This window comes from Microvirga sp. GN3 (assembly GCF_055792825.1).
Map to the genome: position 1 here is coordinate 15,586 of NZ_JBVVAK010000095.1, position 15,361 is coordinate 30,946.

The following is a 15,361-nucleotide window of genomic DNA, read 5'->3' on the forward strand; positions in this document are numbered from 1 at the left end:
CGGCGTGAGGCCTAGGGCCAGGTGGCATGGAAGTGATGCACGGGTCCGTGCCCGCGCCCGATCTGGAGTTGATCGGAAGCGCCGATGGCGGCACTGATGAAGCTTTTAGCCGCTGCAACCGCGTCGGCGAGCGACAGGCCTTTGGCGAGCCCGGCCGCGATGGCCGACGAGAGGGTGCAGCCGGTGCCGTGTGTGTTGCGCGTGTCGATGCGAGGAGCCGCAAAACGCCGCGCACCCTGCTGATCCATGAGAATGTCGGTGCTCTCACGGCCTGTGCCGTGGCCGCCTTTCACCAGAACGGCTTTGGGGCCCAAAGCGAGGATCCGCTCGGCTTGGCGGCACATGGCGTGCTCGTCCTGGGCCAGCGGCTCGTTGAGGAGGGCCGCGGCCTCCGGAAGATTGGGCGTGACGAGCAGCGCCATGGGAAGCAACACGCGGCGCAGCGCGTCAACCGCCTGCGGCGCGAGCAGTTGGTCGCCGCTTGCCGCCACCATGACCGGGTCGAGTACAACCTGCGTTGCTTCGTGACGCACAAGCCCCTCCGCCACGGCTTCGATGACAGCGGGTTGTGACAGCATACCGATCTTCACCGCATTGACGGAAAGATCGGAGAAGATGCTGTTGATCTGCTGCGTCACGAAGCGAGGAGGAACATCGTGAATGCCCTGAACGCCGATGGTGTTCTGGGCGGTCAGCGCCGTAATCACACTGGCACCATAGACGCCGAGCGCCGAGAAGGTCTTGAGGTCCGCCTGGATGCCGGCGCCGCCGCCTGAATCCGAGCCCGCGATGGTGACGGCGATGGCGGTCATGCCGGAATGCTCCGCGATGTCAGAGCCTGATCCGCGATAGGCCGCAGCGGCCGAGCCTGGGATTGCGGTTCAGCCGCCATGAAGAGGGCCGAGATGATGGCGATGCTGTCGGCTCCTGCCGCAATCACCGCGTCAGCATTCGACGCATCGATTCCGGCGATGGCTTGAGGAATTGCGATTCGTCGGCTGCTGTCGAGCATGCCGAGATTGACGAGCAGCGCAGCGGAGCGGCCCGTAAAGGATGGGACTGCCTCCGGCGCAACCGTGAGAGAGGGCATACCGCCTGCCACCAGCAGAAGATTGGCCGTGAAGGTTTGCGCTGCGGCCCTGGTGATCGCAGGCACACGCGTGCCCTCACCGCGAAGGCGTTCGGGCAGAAGCCCAGCTAATTCTGGAAGATCACAGGTATCCCGTGGGGACGCTGGTACACTCATCATCTCGCAATCCCTCCGCCGGCATGATCCGGATCAGGTTCGATGGGTTGGTCTCGACAAGACCTCTCAGCCCGAGCGGGCACCCCAAGGAGATGAGCGCGAATTAATCCTCTCCCTTGCATTTGGCAAGGAGCACCCACGCTGATTTGCGTGGCCGCTTGACACGAGAAGATGCCTCGCGGATGATCCACCCTGTTCCGAGGGGAGCCCTGTGAGGGGCTGAGAGTCGGCTGATCCGCCGTGACCCTTGAACCTGATCCGGGTCATACCGGCGGAGGGACTGGAACTATCGAGCAGCATATCATCCCTCAGCTCGCTTTGCCCGGATCTCCCTTTGTCCAAGAGGTGAGATCCAATGACTGTTCATGTCGACACGCCCAAGGGCGCTCCCCAATCCGTCACCACCGGCCCAATTCAAGGCTCGCGCAAGGTCTATGCCACGCCAGAGGGCCAACCCGAGATCCAGGTTCCATTCCGCGAGATTGTCCTGACGGATCCCAATGAGGCACCGGTCCGCGTTTACGATCCCTCCGGCCCTTACACCCAGGACGATGCGGCCATCGATCTTGCCAAAGGACTTCCGCTCGTGCGCGAACCCTGGATCACGGCGCGGAATTATGCGGCGGTTGAGCCGCGGCCGGTGAAGCCTGAGGACAATGGGAGTGTCTCGACCGACGCGCTCGTGGCGCCATTCCCGGCCGAGCGCATCGTACGCCGTGCCGCAAACGGCCAGATGGTGACGCAGTACGAGTTCGCCCGGGCCGGGGTCATCACAGAGGAAATGATCTACGTCGCGCACCGCGAAAACCTCTGCCGCGAGGCGATGCTCGGGGAAGCGCACGCAACGATTACCGATGGCGAGAGCTTCGGGGCCACTATCCCACCGTTCATCACGCCGGAGTTCGTGCGCCAGGAAGTAGCCCGAGGGCGTGCCATCATCCCGGCCAACATCAATCATCCGGAACTGGAGCCGATGGCAATCGGGCGCAACTTCCTGGTCAAGATCAACGCCAATATCGGCAACTCCGCGGTCGTTTCGACGGCAGCCGATGAGGTGGAAAAGCTGGTTTGGGCGATCCGCTGGGGCGCCGACACGGTGATGGATCTCTCCACGGGCCGCAACATCCACAACATCCGCTCCTGGATCTTGCGCAATTCGTCGGTGCCGATTGGCACGGTGCCGATCTATCAGGCGCTGGAGAAGGTCGGCGGCGATCCGGTGAAGCTCGATTGGGAGGTATTTAAGGACACGCTGATCGAGCAGGCCGAGCAGGGCGTCGACTATTTCACCATCCATGCCGGCGTGCGCCTGCCTTATGTGCCGCTGACAGTCAATCGCGTGACCGGCATCGTCTCCCGTGGCGGCTCGATCATGGCGCGCTGGTGCCTGGCGCATCACAAGGAGAGCTTCCTCTATGAGCGTTTCGACGAGATCTGCGATATCATGCGGGCCTACGATGTCTCGTTCTCACTGGGCGATGGATTGCGTCCTGGCTCCATTGCTGATGCGAACGACGCCGCACAGTTCGCGGAACTTGAGTCCCTCGGGGAACTCACGAAGGTTGCTTGGAATAAGGGCTGCCAGGTTATGATTGAGGGGCCCGGCCATGTGCCGATGCACAAGATCAAGGTGAACATGGACAAGCAGCTCCGAGAATGTGGAGAAGCTCCGTTCTACACCCTTGGTCCGCTGACGACCGATATCGCCCCTGGATATGACCACATTACGTCGGGCATTGGGGCTGCCATGATCGGTTGGTTTGGGACCGCGATGCTCTGCTACGTGACGCCCAAGGAACACCTGGGACTGCCGAACCGTGATGATGTGAAGACGGGCGTGATCACCTACAAGATCGCAGCCCATGCTGCCGACCTTGCGAAAGGACACCCGGCCGCGCAGGTGCGGGACGATGCCTTGTCTCGGGCCCGCTTCGACTTCCGCTGGGAGGATCAGTTCAACCTCTCACTCGATCCAGATACAGCGCGCGCCTACCATGACGAGACCTTGCCGAAGGACGCACACAAGGTGGCGCACTTCTGCTCAATGTGCGGCCCAAAATTCTGCTCGATGAAGATCACCCAGGACCTGCGGGCGGAGGTGGCAGCAATGAGCCCGGAGGCTCAGGAGCAATTGGCCGGCATGCGCGCCAAGAGCCGCGAGTTCCTGGCCGGCGGGAGCAGTCTCTACGTCCCCGCCGCGGAGTAGCGGCATGCACATCCGTGTCATTGGCGCCGGTGTCGCTGGTCTGACAGCGGCGCTGGAATTGGCTGAGCGGGGTGCCAGGGTTGAGGTGATTGACCGTGGTCCGCACCTCGGGGCGGCCGCTTGCTCCTGGTGCGCGGGCGGTATGCTCGCGCCCTGGTGTGAACGCGAGAGTGCAGATCCGGTCGTGACGGAACTGGGTTGTGGTGCGATCGACTGGTGGCTGCGGCGATTTCCAGGGATCACGCGCAAAGGGACGTTGGTGATCGCCCAGCCGCGCGACGTGGGCGACCTCGCTCACTTTGCCCGCCGAACGGAACGCTTTGACTGGGTCGACGGGGATCGGATCGCCGAGATCGAGCCCGATCTGGCAGGACAGTTCCACAAAGGCCTGTTCTTCGCGGACGAAGCACACCTCGACCCCCGGAGCGCGCTGACCGCACTCGCTGCGCGTCTTGTAGAGCTTGGTGTCTCTCTGCGATTTGGTGCCGAGGCTCCTACCGGTGATCGTGATGTGGATCGTATCATCGACTGTCGCGGCTTTGCCGCACACGGCGATCTTCCGGACTTGCGCGGCGTCAAGGGCGAGATGCTGCTTGTCAGAACACAGGAGATCTCCCTCCAGCGCCCTGTCCGCCTGCTTCATCCGCGCATCCCCCTCTACATCGTGCCGCGCGCGAAGGGGCTCTTCATGATCGGAGCGACGATGATCGAGAGCTCAGATCGAGGCCGCGTTACGGCGCGCTCAGCGGTTGAACTCCTCAATGGAGCGTACTCTGTCCATCCGGCTTTCGGCGAAGCCGAGATTGTCGAGTTTGGCGCTGATGTCAGGCCTGCCTTTCCTGACAACCTGCCCGCGATCCGGGACTGCGGCCGAACGATCTACTTCAACGGCCTGTACCGTCATGGATTTTTGCTCGCCCCCGCCTTCGCAATCCGCGTTGCTGATGCCGTATTCCACCCTAGAGCGACTATGGAGATGACGCATGAGGATTATCCTGAACGGTGAGGAGCGTGAGATTGAGGAGCGGCTCCTGTCGCGCGCTCTGTGTGAGCTCGACTTCGGCGATGCCGTTGTTGCCACGGCCGTCAATGAACGGTTTGTGCCCACATCCCAGCGATCGGCCATCGCGCTGAACGACGGCGATCGCCTTGAGGTTCTCGCGCCGATGCAAGGAGGCTGAGGCATGCTGTTTTATGATGTCGAGCTTGCGTCACCCTTGATGCTGGGAACCGCCCAGTATCCATCACCGGTCATTCTGGCAGCGGCGGTCCAAGCCTCGGGGGCGGAGGTGGTGACCGTGTCACTCCGGCGCGAGGCGAGTGGCAATCTGGCCGGACAGGCCTTCTGGTCGATCATCCGCGACCTCGGCACGCGCGTTCTGCCCAATACGGCTGGATGCCGCACGGTCAAGGAGGCGGTCACGACGGCCCATATGGCCCGGGAGATCTTCGGGACGCCGTGGATCAAACTCGAGGTGATCGGCGAGGAGGACACGCTCCAGCCGGACGTCTTCGGCCTAGTCGACGCTGCGCGCGTTCTGACCGAAGAGGGCTTCCAGGTCTTTCCGTATACGACGGAGGATCTCGTTGTGGCCGAACGCTTGCTCGCGGCGGGATGTCGGGTCCTGATGCCTTGGGGTGCCCCGATTGGCTCAGGAAGAGGTCTCAATAATGTCTTCGGGTTGAAGATGCTCCGGGCCCACTTTCCCGATGTGGCGCTTGTGGTCGATGCAGGGATTGGACTGCCCTCACACGCGGCTGCCGCCATGGAGCTTGGCTTCGACGCGGTTCTTCTGAACACCGCGGTCGCCAAGGCCGGTGATCCGGTCGGGATGGCCAAGGCATTCGCCCTGGCGGTTGAGGCGGGACGCCTGGCCCGGCACGCCATTCCGATGGAGCCACGGGAGATGGCGAGCCCGTCAACGCCGGTGATCGGGAAGGCGCTACTCACATGACCCTCGTGCTCGACCCCTTCTATCTCATTGTCGATCACGCGGCTTGGGTGCGGCGCCTGGTGCCGCTTGGCGTCAAACTCGTTCAACTTCGCATCAAGGGCGAAGCCGATGCCGCGATCGCACGTCAGATTCGAGAGGCCAAGATCTGTTGCGAACAGCATGGTGCTCAACTTGTGATCAACGATTACTGGAGGCTTGCCATTGCGGAAGGCTGCACCTTCGTTCACCTCGGGCAGGAAGACCTCGCCGGCGCGGATCTGTCGGCCATTCGGAAGGCGGGCATGCGGCTGGGTGTCAGTACGCATGATCACACCGAACTCGATCAGGCGCTCTCGGTTGCGCCGGACTACGTGGCTCTGGGACCAATCTTTCCGACAGTCCTGAAGCAAATGCCCTGGGCTCCTCAGGGCTTGAGCCGCATCACGGAATGGAAGCGGCTCATTGGCGAGATTCCACTCGTTGCGATCGGTGGTCTCACCATCGACCGCGTCCCAGGTGTTCTGGATGCTGGCGCTGACAGTGCGGCGGTGGTGACGGACATTCTCCGGCACCCGGACCCGGAGCAACAAACCCGCCGTTGGATCGCATTCACGAGGATGATGGGATGACGACACGTTACGCACGACAGATCGTCCTCCCGGAGGTGGGTGAGGCAGGCCAAGCCAGGCTTGCGTCATCCTCGGTGCTGGTCGTCGGAGCCGGCGGTCTTGGTTGTCCCGTCCTGCAATATCTCGCGGCGGCCGGTGTCGGGCGCCTCGCGATTGTGGACCATGACTACGTTGACGAGAGCAACCTTCATCGGCAGCCTCTCTATCGCACGACCGACATTGGCCAGCTGAAAGTCGAGGTGGCTCAGAGGGCTCTCGAAGCCCTCAATCCATCCGTGATCGTTGACGCGCTGCCCATCGCCCTTGATCCCGCCACGGCCAAGGATCTCGTGAGGGGCGCGGATGTCATCGTGGACGCCGCCGATAGCATCGCGGTCACGTATATTTTGAGCGACGCCTGCAAGGCCGCAGGCAAACCCTTGGTCAGTGCCTCCTGCGTCGGCTTGAAGGGCTATGTCGGTGCCTTCTGTGCCGGCGCTCCGAGCTACCGGGCCGTGTTTCCGGATCTTCCGCAGAACCTTGGGAACTGCGCCACGCTCGGTGTCCTGGGCTCGGTCGTTGGCGTGCTCGGCGGCTTGCAGGCGCAGATGGTGTTGGCCCTGATTCTGGCCCTGAATCCATCCCCGCTCGGGCAGCTGGTTTCGGTGGATCTGCAAAAGCTGGAGTTTGGCGGGTTTTCGTTTCTGGATGCACCGGAGCCTGTTGGTTTCGCGCCGCCGTTTATCGCGCCATCGGATGTCACCGCCGATGATGTTGTTTTCGAACTCAGAAGCGTTGATGAGGTGTCGGTCTCGCCGTTTCCGCAGGCCCGCCGCGCGACCGTCGGCACGATCGTGGAACGGAGCCGGGATATCTCAGAATCGAACCGGGTCGTGCTCTGCTGCCGCAGCGGGTTGCGAGCGTGGCGAGCAGCCGGCCTCCTGAGGAATCAGGGACATCAGAAGCTGGCGCTCGTCGCCATGGGCGATCTCAAATGAGGTGTGTTCGCAGCGTGTTTGAGCGGTTTGAGGACTGAGATGTTTCAGCTCCGGAAGGCGTCGACGCGGTTAGCCTGCAATGCAACCGTTTGATCGGGTAACACCAACTCGCACTGCATCTCAACAAACGTCGTCGACCCTCGCTGACTCACGTCCCGAATTCGCCCGCACAGCCGAAACGGCGCGTCGCATTCGATGGCCTGCCGGAACCGCACATTCCGCAGGGCTGCCAGCCAGCCGCTCTGGGTTTCTGTGACGAGATAGGTCTCCCGGATCAAGGACGGCAGGAGGGCGAGGAGCAGGTGGCCCGGAACGATCGTTCGCCCGCCGGTTAATTCATCAGCGGCGCGAGACGGATCAACATGAATCCATTGCGGATCATTGGTCAGCGCCGCGAAGGCTGTGATGGTCACCTGTCCCACCTGGTGCCATGCTGTTGGACCGAGCGGCTGATGCAGGAATTGGCCAAGATCCGAGGCCTGCTTGACGCGCAAGGGTTCAGCCATGACGATCTCCGGACAAGCGGAGGAGAAGGGCGCTTCCCAGTCCGCCGGCGGCCGCAATCGCCGCGAGGCCGAAGCCACCGACTCTCAACCGCGCCATCTCCTGCCACAACCGAACGGCCAGGATTGCGCCTGAAGCACCAATGGGATGCCCCCTCGCAAGGGCGCCGCCACCCCGATTGACCTGAGCTGGATTGAGGCCCAGGGCTGCGATCCCAGCCATCGCCTGCACGGCGAAAGCCTCCATGATCTCCACGCACGATAAATCCGGCACTCCAATCTGATGGCGATCGAGCAGCCTCCGGACAGCCGGGACGAGCGCAAGGCCGGGACGGATGGGATCACCACCCACCCTGGCTCCCCCGACCACTTCTAAAACCGTGCTGCTCACATGCTGAACGATGGACGCGGAGGCCACAAGAACTATGGCGGCGCTGTCGGCCTCAACGGCCACTGTTGCCGCCGTCACGCCATGCGCCGTGTCGCCGGCCAGCACCGGCAGCCGACGACAGAGCGCCGGTGTCAGCTGGCGTGAGAAGGCATCCCGCGTGACACCACCAAGCGGCACAATCTCGTCCACGTGCTGTGCGCTCAGGGCTTTGGCGTGGCTCGCCACGGCGAACGCTTCCTGATCGGTACGCCGGATCGCGAGCTCTTCGGCCAAGGCCGCGGCCGCCGGAATCATGGCCGGATCCTGATCCGGCCATGGCGTGAAGGGAGGACGATCATACGGCTGGGGCGCGTCGTCAGGACCTTTGGCAGGCCTGATCCGCATGGGCGCGCGGCTGTAGCTCTCCACGCCCCCCGCCACGATGAGATCGGCCTCGCCCGCCTGAACACGGGTCGCCGCCGCCAGGATCGCGTCCAGGCCGGCGCAGCATTGGGTGTCGAGCGTCAGGGCGGGGATCGTCTCCGGCAAGCCGGCCGTGAGCGCGGCAAGGCGGGCCGGGTTGCCACCGCCATAGAGAGCATTGCCGAGAATGACCTCATCAACCTGTGCGGCCGAGACGCCGACGTCGTCGAGCACTGCGCGGATGGGCCCTGCGGCCAGTTCGTGCGCCTCAAAGCCGGCCAAGGCCCCACCGCGCGGGGTGACGGCGAGGCGCCGGGCCGCAATCACGAACGCGCGGCTCATCGCAGATCCGTGTAGCGGCCCTGACGCCAGGCGTGCCGCAAGGCCTCAAGGTCCGTCTTGCCCGAGCGCGTCAGCGGCCAGTCGGTGACGACCCCATAGACCCGTGGCACCTTGAACAGCGGCAATGCCCGGCGGCCATGAGCGATGAGAGCGGACCGACTGACGGTCCGATTGCGCAGAGCGACCATCGCAACGATCCGCTCGCCCCGCTGAGCATCGGGCAGGCTGAGCACAGCCACGGCGGCAATGCCCGGGTGCCGTTCGAAGACCTGCTCGATCTCCTCCGGATAGACGTTCTTGCCGGACGAGACGATCATCCGGTTGGCGCGGCCGACCAGATGCAGAAAGCCGCCAGCATCAAGAAAGCCGACATCCCCGACCGAGACTGCCTCTCCCGCGCGCCAGCAGCCGCCAGACCCGCCATAGGCGTAGTTCATAAACACCAGGGGGCTTTCGACGAACACGCGTCCCGGCTGGCTCGCTGGCAGGACACGCCCGTCCTCATCGCGGATGGTGATGGTCACCCCCGGGAAAGCCCGGCCCACCGACGTCGCCGGCACCGGCTCATTCTCCTTCGCCACCGTCACGAAGCTCAGTTCGGACGCGCCATAGAACTCGGCAAAGCGGGCCTGGGGCGCCAGGGCTTTGAGGCGCGGCAAGGCTTCGGAGAACCACTTGGCGCCCGAGCTCAGGATCCAGCGCAGGGACGACAAGGGCTCTTGCTGCCCCTGCTCGGCCGCCTCGATCACCAGGGTGAGCTGCGTTGGCACGCCATAGAGCACCGTCACCCTGTGCTGCGTGATGAGGTGCAGAACCTGCGTCGGCTTGAAGCGACGGCTTAAGATGACCGTGGCACCGGCATGCAGGCCATTCATGAAGGCATACAGGAACAGCGAGTGGGTGAGCGTCCCGGGGGCGAGGACGACATCGGCGGGACCAAGGCCGAACTCGAGCGCATCGCCCGTGAAGCTCTCCAACCAGGAGCGATGTGAGCGGCGGTAGCCTTTGGGCTCCCCGGTCGATCCAGACGTAAAGCCGACATAGAAGGCTGTGCTGGGATCCGTCTTTGGGACCGCTCCGAGACATGGAGGAGCCAGAGACGCGCTGAGCGTTCGCGCCGAGGCGCAGGGATCCACGAGAACAGCTTGATCGCTCATGACACGTGGATCGGCGGTGAACACGCGGGCAGGGCGCAGACTGGTGAGAACCCTCTGCGTCATCTCAGCCGGCCAATCCGGATCCAGGATCTGGGCTTCGCGACCCGCACGGGCCGCGGCCAGACTCAGCAGCGCCAGCGGCAGACCGTTGGGCAGATGCAGTGCAATCCCGCCCAGAGGCTCCTGGGACAGCGATGCGGCCAGACGGGAGACAACTTCCTCCAGCTGCGCGTAGGTCAGCGCCTCGTCCTCAATGACCAGCGCGAGGCGATCCGGAGTCGCCCGGGCGTGCTCCGTTAGGGCCGCGGTCACGTTCATGACTGCGGCACGGATGCTCGCAAGCGCGTGGACGCCGGCATGGCGGCCACAACCGCGCCCGTCGCGAGCGCCTTCAGAAGGTCGCCGGGCAGGAAGGTGAAGCTGGCCAGGGCCGCTTTCGCCAGCGGCATTCCGGTCATCAGGGCCAGACCTGCAATCCCGCAGGCATAGATGACACCGATGCCGCCCAGGATGGACGCGGCGGTGGCAGAGACGCCAGCGGGCAGCTTAGGAAACGCACGGAACACCAGCCCGGTCACCATCACGCCAGGAACCCAGCCCAGCAGGAAGCCGACCGTCGGGCCAAAGAAGACCCCGAGCCCCCCGCGCCCGCCGGCCAGGAGCGGGGCCCCCAGCGCTACAACCGCGATGAAGAGCACAACGGCCGCGGCCCCGGAGCGCGGGCCGAGCAGAACGCCGGCCAGCATCACGCCGAGGGTCTGGGCGGTCACCGGGACGCCTGCCGCAAAGGGAAGGTCGATCTTGGGCAGCAGCCCGAGAGCGGCAATGATCGCCGCAAACAGCGCAACACGAACGAACTCGCGGGTGGTCATGGCTTGTCTCCTGAAGCGTGGTGTGCGGATGGCCGGGTGTTGAAGCCTCGCGCGTCGAGGGCTTCGGCGACCTGGTCGGCCATACGAAGCGCCTCGGCGACGAAGGACGGGATGAGCCTGATCGAAGCGCGGCGGCCGGTGCGGGCGCGCCACGCCTCCTCCCGCTGCTGCCACGCGGACAGCAGAACCGGCACGAAGCGCAGCACCAGGGCGATCGCGAGGGCGGGCACGCGGGGATTGAGCCCGAACCGTCCGAGCGGCGCCAGAATAGGCGCCAGGGCGTCGATCATGCTCTGCATGGTCGTGGTGAAGGTCACGAGGCTCGCGGCCAGCACCATCAGGAGGATGCGGGTGGTCGAGGCCGCGGCCGCAGGCCACGTCTCCAACCAGCCCTGCAGCAGCGCGATCGCCAGGAGAAACGGCAGCAAGGGCTTGAGCAAAGCCAAGCGGCGCAAGGCCTCTCGCCCGAGGCTGGCGTAGATCCCCAGCACCAGGACCAGTCCCGCTGCGAGCACCCGCCAATCCGTCATCGGCAGCACGAGAAGGCTCAAGACCGTGACGGCTCCAAGCTTGAGGCCAGCCGGAACACGGTGCAGCCAGGTGGGACCGGCGAGGTATCCCGCAATCATGCAAGTTCCCTCACACCGCGATGCGCCTCGGCTCGGTAGGCCTCGAGGGCCTCCCGCGGGGGTCCATCGGCCCGGACCCGCCCTTGCTCCAACCACACGATGCGATCGAACGGGGCCAGGAAGTCGAGATCATGGCTGGCCATGACGATCGGCTGCTCGAGAGCCTGCAGCTGATCCGCAAAGGCGAGCCGGGTCGAGAGATCCAAACTGGCAAAGGGCTCATCCAGCAATATGAGACTGGGCTCAAGCGCGAGGACCGAGATCAGGCAGACCAGCTGCTTCTGCCCCTCCGACAGATCGTGCACGACCCGGTCAGCCCACTCAGCTCGTCCGAACCGGGCAAGCCACACCAGGGCCTGACGCATGGCGTCACGGCGCGTGTCCCCTCGCTCCTGAAAGCCGAACGCAATCTCCTCACCGACCGTCGGAAAGATGATTTGGCGATCCGGATTCTGAAACAGAAAGCCGACACGAGCCGGGATCTGTCGCCGCTGTGTGGTGGTGTTGAGACCTGCTGTTGTGACAGCTCCGCCGGACGGCAGAGCCAAACCGTGGGCCAGCCGCAGGAGGGAGCTCTTGCCCGAGCCATTGGATCCGATGAGGCCAATGCGCCGCTCGTGCAGTGCGAGGGAGAAGCCGTTGAAAACAACGTGCTCTCCGTGCGTGAAGGTCACCTGGTCGAAGATGATGTGAGGGTCTGGGAGCACGCGCCGCGCTGCTCCTTCGGCCGTTGAAAATCCGCTCATAACGACGAATGCGAGATTACCTTGTGCCTGTGAGAAGGGGGATCGGCTGCTGGACACCGGCCTCGTTGAGAATCGAAAACTGATAGCGTCCTGCCGCATCGGCCCGGACTTGATAGCTCAGACGCTCAAGGACGTTATTCTCATGGTCGAAGGTCAAGATCCTCGGAGCCATCTCGGTGATCTGCCCCTCAGGAATGTAGATTGAATTGCAGATGATGACTTGATCCCCGGGTTGGCAGGTTCGCGCCGCAGCCCCGTTCAAGATACAACACCGGGATCCGCGATCACCCAGAATCACATCGGTCGAGATGCGGGCGCCGGAGTTCTTGTTCCAAATCTCCACGAACTCGAGTGGGTAAATCCCAACCCGTTCACAATGATCCGGATCCAGGGTGATCAAGCCGTGGTAGTTCAAGTTTGCCTCGGTCACGTGAATGCTGTGCAACTTGGCCGCAACAACTTCCTCACTTCGCAATCCTTCTTGAAGAATCTCAATGCACTTGATCGGCTACGGCAGCGTCATTGCCCCAGCGATCAGTCAAGGTCGACTCTGACCAGCAAGAAAAACGTCAGTTCGCGGGCGTAGCGTCGACATCTGAGGTCGTGCATGCGATAGGCCGCGTCTTGGTTCATGTGATGAACCAAGACGCGGCCCACCGGCCCGCACTTGCCGTTACGGGAAGTTGTTAACCTAAAGTAAACCTTAGCTGGAATGCGGCCTCGCTTAGAAGATTATGAGGCCGTTTGCGGAACCGTTGCACCTCCCGTTAACCGCCCGAATGCGCTTCAGTCGAGAGTTCTCGATACTCTTGGAGGTTCTGCCTCGGACCGAGGTGCTTTACGCAAGCGTCGTGCTCATTCGCTAGCGGATTAAGAAGCTTCACCTGTGCCAGCACCAGATCGTACCAGCGGACTCCAGCTCTGATTGCAGGACAATCCGGTCTCAGGACATGAGCATGAAAACGCTTCAGTTTATCGGCTTGCTCAGATCTTGCGTGCGCCCGTCATGCAATACCGCACTGAGTACGTCTCTCATGTGAGAAGCTTCGAACTTGGGGAGGATATGGTGGGTCGCAAGCCCTCCCGGCTGCCGTAGAGACAAAAGTACCTTCTCGTCCCTGAGGGGCTGAAATTCCCACCAGTCGAGAGGCGTGACCAGGACCGACGCAGAGTCGTTTTCTCTCCTTCGGAGAGCTTCTCCAAGTGCAACGGATGAGGCTCGAAGAAGATCAAACCCTACGTCGTACGGTAAGGCCACAACAAATTCCTGATCGTTATCGGCCCCAAAGCGTACGAGGATGTAGGAACCATCCACGGTCGCCGAAACGCCGACAACGCTGGCTATGGGAATAGCTTCAACAGAGACATCCATGGTCTTTGGTCCTTTCGACTGAAGCAATGATTGCGCAATTTCTAAATTGCGTCTGCGGATCTGAGGATACTTGTCCAATTCATGATGAAACCTGTAGAGTTGCAAGGAGATGACAGCAGGCTCTGACGATAGCATGGCTCGTGGACATTCGCGCTCAGGGCGCAAGATGATTCTTGGAATATTTCTTTTCTGGCTCACCGTCGGAGCGGCTGTTGCGGGTCGGGTTGCTTATTTTGATCAGATTGCAGTATCGGCAACGGCCCAGCCGCTGCGAAAAAAGTTGTGACCGCCGTCAGTGCCCCACGAGCGCAGAGGCCGATTGTTCGTTCTTCGATGAGAACGGTCTTTGCCCATTGCGAGCGGTGAATTTGCTGCTCGCGTGAGGTGGGATATCAGGCGGTGCGGCGACGGACGCACCAATAGCAATAATCAGTGGCCCGTCTTCGGGCAGAGGAACGCCGCGAGAAACATCCTTGATGGTCGTGTATGTGTTCTCCTGATCGTCTCTCGACACATTGGTTATCGCAACGACAGGCGTCTCGGGAGGCAGGCCGCTCTCGATCATCCGCGCCGCCAGCTTGGGCGCCGTCCGCCGCCCCATGTAGACGATTGTTGTTGCCTGTGGGTCCGCCAATGCGGCGAGGTTCAGATTCTCCGGCAGATCTCCATGCCGATCGTGAGCGGTGATGAACTGGACCCTTTGCGCGTGGTCGCGGTGGGTCAGCGAAGCGTTGAGCGAGGCGGCAGCGGCACTCGCCGTCGTAATGCCAGGGACGACACGGATCGGAACGCCAGCTTCCCGGCAGGCCGCCACCTCCTCGCCGGTACGGCCGAAAATGGCGGGATCCCCACCTTTGAGACGAACGACGCGTTCACCGGCAAGCGCGAGATCGACCATCAGAGCGTTGATGTCGTCCTGGCGGCATGATGCGCCATGACCTTCCTTGCCGACATGGACTCGGCGGGCCTCCCGGCGCGCCAGTTCGAGAATGGCCGGCGTGACGAGGCGATCATAGACGATGACGTCGGCTGCCTGCAGCTCCCGCATCGCCTTCAGGGTCAGAAGCTCGGGATCGCCGGGACCCGCGCCGACAATGACGACCTCACCCCGTCCCCGCCTCTCCGAGGCGTCTCCGCCAGCCTCGAGCGCGAGGCGATCCAGGGTGCCGTCCAGGTCCCGGCCTTGAGATCCGTTCGCGAATGCGACATCGACGAATCGTTCCCAGAACCGGCGCCGACCCGGCTTCGACGGGACGATCTCCCTCAGCCGATCACGGAAGGCCTTTGCGGCCTGCGCCCATGCACCGAGGGAGGAGGGCAGGACCGCCTCGATGCGCCGGCGAATGGCTTGGCCCAGAATCGGGGCCGCTCCATCGGTCGATATGGACACGACGACGGGAGCGCGATTGACGATGGTGCCGAACTGAAAATCGCAGAGGGCCGGCTGATCGACGATGTTGACGAAAGCATCGTATCGCCGCGCCGTGTCGGCGAAGATTGCGGCGTCCTGTCGATTTCCGATGTCCGCAATGGCGACCGAGACTCCGACGAGGTCCGACTCACGCCATGGTCTTTGGATTAGGGTAAAGCGCTTCGGATCGCTTCGAACGACCGAGCGAAGTTCAGGTGACGGGTCTTTCGCGAGGATCCTGACAGTGCCGCCGGCGGCCGCGAGGAGTTCGACCTTCCAGGCAATGCCGTCAGACCCTCCCACGACGAGGATCGAGCGCCCGGCGAGATCGACGAAGATCGGCAGCTTCGGCAAGGCGTTGAGGCGCGCTGGGCGCCGATCCTCGGGCTGAAGGGGCGCGTTCATTCCGCCGCCTCGGCCAGAGGGCCCGTATTGGCGTGAAAATCAGCTCCGTTCCTCGTCGCAGCGACAATGCCTGAGCGGATGACGAAATCTCCGAACCTTTCGGCGGGCTTTCGGCCATGGGCATAGGCCGCAAAGAGCG

The 15,361-nt window shown here is 63.2% G+C and carries 17 protein-coding genes and 2 riboswitches; of the genes, 6 read left to right on the forward strand and 11 right to left on the reverse strand.

The features are described from left to right. Positions 1–11: 11 nt before the first annotated feature. On the reverse strand, positions 12–812 hold the full coding sequence (thiD, locus tag ACS5Q1_RS31985) for a bifunctional hydroxymethylpyrimidine kinase/phosphomethylpyrimidine kinase (protein WP_473101991.1): 801 nt from the start codon (positions 810–812) through the stop codon (positions 12–14). Further along, the gene (locus ACS5Q1_RS31990; RefSeq protein WP_473101992.1) at positions 809–1,249 is read right to left on the reverse strand and encodes a hydroxyethylthiazole kinase; all 441 of its coding nucleotides are present in this window, start codon (positions 1,247–1,249) and stop codon (positions 809–811) included. Before ACS5Q1_RS31990 ends, thiD begins: the two co-directional genes overlap by 4 nt. Then, positions 1,240–1,343: riboswitch (TPP riboswitch) on the reverse strand. Its footprint overlaps the gene before it by 10 nt. Before the next feature lie 93 nt (positions 1,344–1,436). Beyond that, positions 1,437–1,544, forward strand: a riboswitch (TPP riboswitch). A 57-nt stretch (positions 1,545–1,601) separates the two neighbouring features. Here ACS5Q1_RS31990 and thiC point away from each other — a divergent pair. The 6 genes from thiC to ACS5Q1_RS32020 are packed head-to-tail and all read left to right on the forward strand — an operon-like array spanning position 1,602 to position 6,992. Then, entirely contained in the window at positions 1,602–3,452 is a 1,851-nt protein-coding gene (thiC, locus tag ACS5Q1_RS31995; protein ID WP_473101993.1) for a phosphomethylpyrimidine synthase ThiC, read from the forward strand. Positions 3,453–3,456: 4 nt separating this feature from the next. After that, positions 3,457–4,458 (forward strand): FAD-dependent oxidoreductase, encoded by a 1,002-nt coding sequence (locus ACS5Q1_RS32000; protein WP_473101995.1) that lies wholly within the window; start codon positions 3,457–3,459, stop codon positions 4,456–4,458. Beyond that, entirely contained in the window at positions 4,436–4,633 is a 198-nt protein-coding gene (gene thiS / locus ACS5Q1_RS32005) for a sulfur carrier protein ThiS (protein ID WP_473101996.1), read from the forward strand. The genes ACS5Q1_RS32000 and thiS overlap by 23 nt, the downstream gene beginning before the upstream one ends. Positions 4,634–4,636: 3 nt before the next feature. Beyond that, a complete protein-coding gene (locus ACS5Q1_RS32010; RefSeq protein WP_473101997.1) occupies positions 4,637–5,407 on the forward strand; it encodes a thiazole synthase in 771 nt (256 codons plus the stop codon). Next, positions 5,404–6,015: a thiamine phosphate synthase gene (locus ACS5Q1_RS32015; protein ID WP_473101998.1), complete on the forward strand. Its 612-nt coding sequence runs from the start codon at positions 5,404–5,406 to the stop codon at positions 6,013–6,015. The genes ACS5Q1_RS32010 and ACS5Q1_RS32015 overlap by 4 nt, the downstream gene beginning before the upstream one ends. Continuing rightward, positions 6,012–6,992: a ThiF family adenylyltransferase gene (locus ACS5Q1_RS32020; RefSeq protein ID WP_473101999.1), complete on the forward strand. Its 981-nt coding sequence runs from the start codon at positions 6,012–6,014 to the stop codon at positions 6,990–6,992. The genes ACS5Q1_RS32015 and ACS5Q1_RS32020 overlap by 4 nt, the downstream gene beginning before the upstream one ends. A gap of 44 nt (positions 6,993–7,036) precedes the next feature. On the opposite strand, the gene ACS5Q1_RS32025 is transcribed toward ACS5Q1_RS32020, so the two are convergent. The 9 genes from ACS5Q1_RS32025 to cysG form a co-directional block, all read right to left on the reverse strand. Continuing rightward, positions 7,037–7,498 (reverse strand): MaoC/PaaZ C-terminal domain-containing protein, encoded by a 462-nt coding sequence (locus ACS5Q1_RS32025; RefSeq protein ID WP_473102000.1) that lies wholly within the window; start codon positions 7,496–7,498, stop codon positions 7,037–7,039. Continuing rightward, positions 7,491–8,630, reverse strand: a complete 1,140-nt coding sequence (locus tag ACS5Q1_RS32030) for a thiolase family protein (protein WP_473102001.1) — start codon at positions 8,628–8,630, stop codon at positions 7,491–7,493. The genes ACS5Q1_RS32025 and ACS5Q1_RS32030 overlap by 8 nt, the downstream gene beginning before the upstream one ends. Next, complete coding sequence (locus tag ACS5Q1_RS32035) at positions 8,627–10,105, reverse strand: AMP-binding protein (RefSeq protein WP_473102002.1); 1,479 nt, start codon at positions 10,103–10,105, stop codon at positions 8,627–8,629. The genes ACS5Q1_RS32030 and ACS5Q1_RS32035 overlap by 4 nt, the downstream gene beginning before the upstream one ends. After that, positions 10,102–10,659, reverse strand: coding sequence for a biotin transporter BioY (locus ACS5Q1_RS32040; RefSeq protein ID WP_473102003.1), 558 nt, complete (start codon positions 10,657–10,659; stop codon positions 10,102–10,104). Before ACS5Q1_RS32040 ends, ACS5Q1_RS32035 begins: the two co-directional genes overlap by 4 nt. Beyond that, positions 10,656–11,288, reverse strand: coding sequence for an energy-coupling factor transporter transmembrane component T family protein (locus ACS5Q1_RS32045; RefSeq protein WP_473102004.1), 633 nt, complete (start codon positions 11,286–11,288; stop codon positions 10,656–10,658). The genes ACS5Q1_RS32040 and ACS5Q1_RS32045 overlap by 4 nt, the downstream gene beginning before the upstream one ends. Beyond that, positions 11,285–11,995: an energy-coupling factor ABC transporter ATP-binding protein gene (locus tag ACS5Q1_RS32050; protein ID WP_473102005.1), complete on the reverse strand. Its 711-nt coding sequence runs from the start codon at positions 11,993–11,995 to the stop codon at positions 11,285–11,287. The genes ACS5Q1_RS32045 and ACS5Q1_RS32050 overlap by 4 nt, the downstream gene beginning before the upstream one ends. A 55-nt stretch (positions 11,996–12,050) precedes the next feature. Continuing rightward, entirely contained in the window at positions 12,051–12,509 is a 459-nt protein-coding gene (panD, locus tag ACS5Q1_RS32055) for an aspartate 1-decarboxylase (protein ID WP_473102006.1), read from the reverse strand. Positions 12,510–13,001: 492 nt separating this feature from the next. Beyond that, positions 13,002–13,406: a hypothetical protein gene (locus ACS5Q1_RS32060; protein WP_473102007.1), complete on the reverse strand. Its 405-nt coding sequence runs from the start codon at positions 13,404–13,406 to the stop codon at positions 13,002–13,004. 292 nt (positions 13,407–13,698) lie between these two features. Next, complete coding sequence (gene cysG, locus ACS5Q1_RS32065) at positions 13,699–15,222, reverse strand: siroheme synthase CysG (RefSeq protein ID WP_473102008.1); 1,524 nt, start codon at positions 15,220–15,222, stop codon at positions 13,699–13,701. Positions 15,223–15,361: the final 139 nt, after the last annotated feature.

Excerpts from the sequence above, each read along its gene's own strand:
- thiS (WP_473101996.1), top strand. The coding sequence starts at position 4,436 with ATGAGGATTATCCTGAACGGTGAGGAGCGTGAGATTGAGGAGCGGCTC.
- ACS5Q1_RS32010 (WP_473101997.1), top strand. The coding sequence starts at position 4,637 with ATGCTGTTTTATGATGTCGAGCTTGCGTCACCCTTGATGCTGGGAACC.
- ACS5Q1_RS32020 (WP_473101999.1), top strand. The coding sequence starts at position 6,012 with ATGACGACACGTTACGCACGACAGATCGTCCTCCCGGAGGTGGGTGAG.
- ACS5Q1_RS32040 (WP_473102003.1), bottom strand. The coding sequence starts at position 10,659 with ATGACCACCCGCGAGTTCGTTCGTGTTGCGCTGTTTGCGGCGATCATT.
- ACS5Q1_RS32000 (WP_473101995.1), top strand. The coding sequence starts at position 3,457 with ATGCACATCCGTGTCATTGGCGCCGGTGTCGCTGGTCTGACAGCGGCG.
- ACS5Q1_RS32035 (WP_473102002.1), bottom strand. The coding sequence starts at position 10,105 with ATGAACGTGACCGCGGCCCTAACGGAGCACGCCCGGGCGACTCCGGAT.
- thiD (WP_473101991.1), bottom strand. The coding sequence starts at position 812 with ATGACCGCCATCGCCGTCACCATCGCGGGCTCGGATTCAGGCGGCGGC.
- ACS5Q1_RS32025 (WP_473102000.1), bottom strand. The coding sequence starts at position 7,498 with ATGGCTGAACCCTTGCGCGTCAAGCAGGCCTCGGATCTTGGCCAATTC.
- ACS5Q1_RS32060 (WP_473102007.1), bottom strand. The coding sequence starts at position 13,406 with ATGGATGTCTCTGTTGAAGCTATTCCCATAGCCAGCGTTGTCGGCGTT.
- ACS5Q1_RS32045 (WP_473102004.1), bottom strand. The coding sequence starts at position 11,288 with ATGATTGCGGGATACCTCGCCGGTCCCACCTGGCTGCACCGTGTTCCG.
- ACS5Q1_RS31990 (WP_473101992.1), bottom strand. The coding sequence starts at position 1,249 with ATGATGAGTGTACCAGCGTCCCCACGGGATACCTGTGATCTTCCAGAA.
- ACS5Q1_RS32030 (WP_473102001.1), bottom strand. The coding sequence starts at position 8,630 with ATGAGCCGCGCGTTCGTGATTGCGGCCCGGCGCCTCGCCGTCACCCCG.
- thiC (WP_473101993.1), top strand. The coding sequence starts at position 1,602 with ATGACTGTTCATGTCGACACGCCCAAGGGCGCTCCCCAATCCGTCACC.
- cysG (WP_473102008.1), bottom strand. The coding sequence starts at position 15,222 with ATGAACGCGCCCCTTCAGCCCGAGGATCGGCGCCCAGCGCGCCTCAAC.
- ACS5Q1_RS32015 (WP_473101998.1), top strand. The coding sequence starts at position 5,404 with ATGACCCTCGTGCTCGACCCCTTCTATCTCATTGTCGATCACGCGGCT.